Origin of the sequence: Rothia sp. 27098_8_161 (genome assembly GCF_041432905.1) — a bacterium.
Taxonomy (GTDB): domain Bacteria; phylum Actinomycetota; class Actinomycetes; order Actinomycetales; family Micrococcaceae; genus Rothia.
In genome coordinates this window covers 1-3,372 of the sequence record NZ_JAPWAL010000037.1, presented here as the reverse complement: position 1 = coordinate 3,372, position 3,372 = coordinate 1, and the positions used below count along the sequence as shown (strand labels likewise).

Sequence of the window (3,372 nt, the reverse complement as noted above, 5' to 3'; positions counted from 1 at the left end):
GCGCGCTGCAGCACGGGGCTTTCAGCGAGCACAGGTTCTGCCACGAACTCGCCGAAGAGGGAACGCATTTCGTCGCGTCGGTAGCGGTGTTCGCTGTCGTTGGGGCGCATCTTGTTGATAACGACTCCCGCACCGTCAATGCTGATGCCGCTTTCCTGCTGAAAACGCACGATAGCGCGCAGGGTTCGTTCGGTGCCCGCCACGGAGAAGAGAGATGGCTCAGCGACCGAGAGAATACGCTCGCTAACCGCCCACCCCATCGAAGACAGGGTTCCGAGGAACGGCGGGCAGTCGATCAGGATGACGTCGTAGGCGTCTGCTGCTGACTCCACCATGCGCTTGAAGCGGCGGATGAACGGTACGGCTTCCTGGCGGTCCACGAGGGTGGAACGAGCCGAACCGCGTGCTACCTTCACGCTACCTGTGGTCACGGGGTTATTGGTCAGCAGGGTGGGTTTGCCGACGAGAGCATTCCAGGAGGAGCTACCAGCTTCTTCCGTGAAGGCACGTTCATTGGAGCTAGCGATTAGAGAGGCGACGTCGGGGATGGTTTCATCCACTGCCAGGCCGGTGCTGGCGTCGCCGTGGGGGTCGAGGTCAATAACGAGTGTGGAGAGTCCGCTGTGTAATGCCGCGGAGGCTAGCCCCAAAGTGATGGACGTTTTGCCAACGCCACCTTTGAGACTGCTGATACTGACGATACGGGGCATGCAGATCCCTTTTTGAGTGAGGTGTAATGCCCCTTTATTTTAGCGAATCTTCGCTTTTCTTCCGGATCTTACAGGGGTGTATCTTGAGTTTTTTCTCAAGTAAGCAATGAATATTCCTTCAGATTTAAAGGTTCTGCCCGCGCTCGCCACCTGGTAGGTAGTGAACGCGGGCAGATTCAAGATGTGTGTTTTACACCTATGCTTTATGCCTGTGCACGGCGGGCACGGCGGGCGGCGAGTTCGTCGCCTTCGAAACTTTCGTGCATTTCTTCGCCGGGCTGACCGTTGAGGTTCATTTCGATTTCGCGCCAGACGCGGCCAATCGCGATACCAAAGACGCCCTGGCCAGCCTGAACCAGGTCGATAACCTCGCTCGGGGAGGTACATTCGTAGACGGTGGTACCGTCACTCATCAGGGTGATGTTCGCAAGGTCGTCAATGCCGCGGGTACGCAGATGCTCGATGGAGGTGCGAATCTGCTGCAGGGACACGCCGGTGTCGAGCAGTCGCTTCACAATCTTGAGTACGAGCACATCGCGGAAGCTGTAGAGGCGCTGGGTACCGGATCCGGAGGCGCCACGCACGGTGGGTACAACCAGGTCGGTGCGTGCCCAGTAGTCGAGCTGACGGTAGGTGATGCCGACTGCTTTGCAGGCGACGGCGCCACGGTAACCGAGGTTTTCCTCGACGACAGAGACCGGGTCGGTGAAGAGTACACCTTGTTCACCGCGCGGAGGCGGCGCTACGGGGAAGAGGGTGTCGAAGCCGTCCAGGGGCTGGTCGAAGCCCTGGGATGCCTCATGGGTGCCTGCGGCCTCGCCTGCATTTTCGGCTACCTGCTGCTCTAGCACGGTCCCTCCTTTTCGTTAACCCGTTTAATGCGATTCACCGCGCCCTATCCAATGTGGTCGACTTCGTTCCGGTGCAGCCCCAATTTTCGGGGTGAGATTCTAAGGCTAGACCTTAGAATCTGTATCTATGATTCGCGCGGCTTCCCTCTGCGAGGTTGGCTACGCGGTTTTCAATACTACACATTGGCCCGGCTATTCGGTTCGTAGAACATGATTCGATAGTGCGACCGATGCGCGATAGGCGCGGTTGTTCAATCTATTTTATCTGATAGAGGGCTCTACTTAAAATTGAACCCACCGAAGCGAATGATCTTTTCAAATTCATTTGTACCTCTTTAACGTCCTGTAGATGCGTTCCTCCCCCGCTATTCTCCTCGCTTTTCCTGGGTATCGACCCCATGGGGAGTTTAAAAAGTAAATGCGTACGGATAGGTAGTCCATACGCATTTACAGCTGAGTTGACTGAGCAGCCTTGGCAGGGCGGGAGCCCCCTGGCTAGAAAGCTCTTCGTGTTGGACGACAGGGCAGAAAATCCGAGCGTGCCAGCGTCGGCTTCGTCCAAGTTTAGAGACTGCTACAGACCGCTACCCGTTGGTAAGGGGCAGAGACTATAGAGGGATCACCATGGTCAGTGGTGGTTTCCTGAGGGAAATCCCCGTTTGCGGTGCGATAGAACCGCTGGGAGTTTACGAGGGGCAGACTATCGGTAGCCTGTATCTTCGTGCGCCTACTCGTAGGTAGGCATCGCCGATTCGACGAGAGTTGCGTGCAGCTGCAGGCACAGCTTGCGAATCTTGTCGGCTCGTTCCTGCGCCTGAGCCTGGGAGGCTGCGTCGCGGCGTGATGCCAGCGGAGCCACCGCAATTTCCACGAGGGAAATTTCGCGGTCTGCCGCAGACTTGAATGCGCGCAGGTGACGGGGCTGAATGCCGTGCTTGGTCAGTTCTGCACTAACGCGGGCAATCAGCACATCGTAATCGGTGTACTTCACGCCTGAGCCATCTTCGAGCAGCCCAAAGTCAATCAGCTCGCGAATCTGTTCGGGGGTGGTGTTAGCATATCCTGCCAGCTCGCGGAGAGTGTAGGTGCGACCTTCCTGCTCGTTCGGGCCGAGGACGGTGTCTAGCACGTCTTCGCCTACGGTGGCAGGCATGGAGTTCAGTACGCGACCGGTTTCCAGGTCCTCCAGGTGCTGACGGATTACCTTCAGCGGCATGTAGTGGTCGCGCTGCATGGTGAGGACGTAGCGCAGGCGCTCAATATCCGTCTGGGAGTACTTGCGATAACCGGTTTCGGTACGACTGGGGTGCACGAGACCGCGTTCCTCCAGGAAGCGGATTTTGGATGCGCTAATTCCGGGGAACTCCAAATCAAGCTGGCTAAGAACCTGACCAATGGTCCGGCTTTTAACGTCACGCGGGTTACGGTCAGAGTCACCGTTCTCCACGTCCTCTAGTTGGACCTCAGCGTTAGTGAGGTTCTTATCGATGCGTGAGGTCATCTACGTCTTTCGGGTACTTGTTCAGACAATGTCGATACGAGCCGAAATTTGAATGAGTGGCTCGTTCCCCCTGGTGAGGGGGGGTTATCGCAGCGTACCGAACATCTTTGCTTAGTGTTGAGAGTGTGATAGATAAATTTAGTTGTTTATCACAAAATGATAAAGCGCAAACCTTCGAGACAATCTTATAGTTTCACAAGGTATTTTGCTATTCAAATAGCCCTTTTCGGGGGCGTTTTGAACCCAAAAATAATCACGGATTCAGGCACTTTCCAGTAGTGACAGTACCAATTTTAACAAAATTCCACTG

At 55.8% G+C, this 3,372-nt stretch carries 3 protein-coding genes; all 3 read right to left on the bottom strand.

What is annotated here, in order from left to right; translation table 11 throughout:
- On the bottom strand, window positions 1-710 hold a 710-nt coding region (locus O3648_RS08130; protein ID WP_371569515.1), incomplete at its 3' end, for a ParA family protein.
- Window positions 711-913: 203 nt separating this feature from the next.
- Entirely contained in the window at window positions 914-1,561 is a 648-nt protein-coding gene (locus tag O3648_RS08125; RefSeq protein ID WP_279740422.1) for a MerR family transcriptional regulator, read from the bottom strand.
- A 727-nt stretch (window positions 1,562-2,288) separates the two neighbouring features.
- A complete protein-coding gene (locus O3648_RS08120) occupies window positions 2,289-3,062 on the bottom strand; it encodes a MerR family transcriptional regulator (protein ID WP_279754688.1) in 774 nt (257 codons plus the stop codon).
- Between the last annotated feature and the right edge of the window lie 310 nt (window positions 3,063-3,372).

What these genes read in the sequence shown, in the direction of transcription:
- O3648_RS08120 (WP_279754688.1), bottom strand. Translation starts at nt 3,062, where the DNA reads ATGACCTCACGCATCGATAAGAACCTCACTAACGCTGAGGTCCAACTA.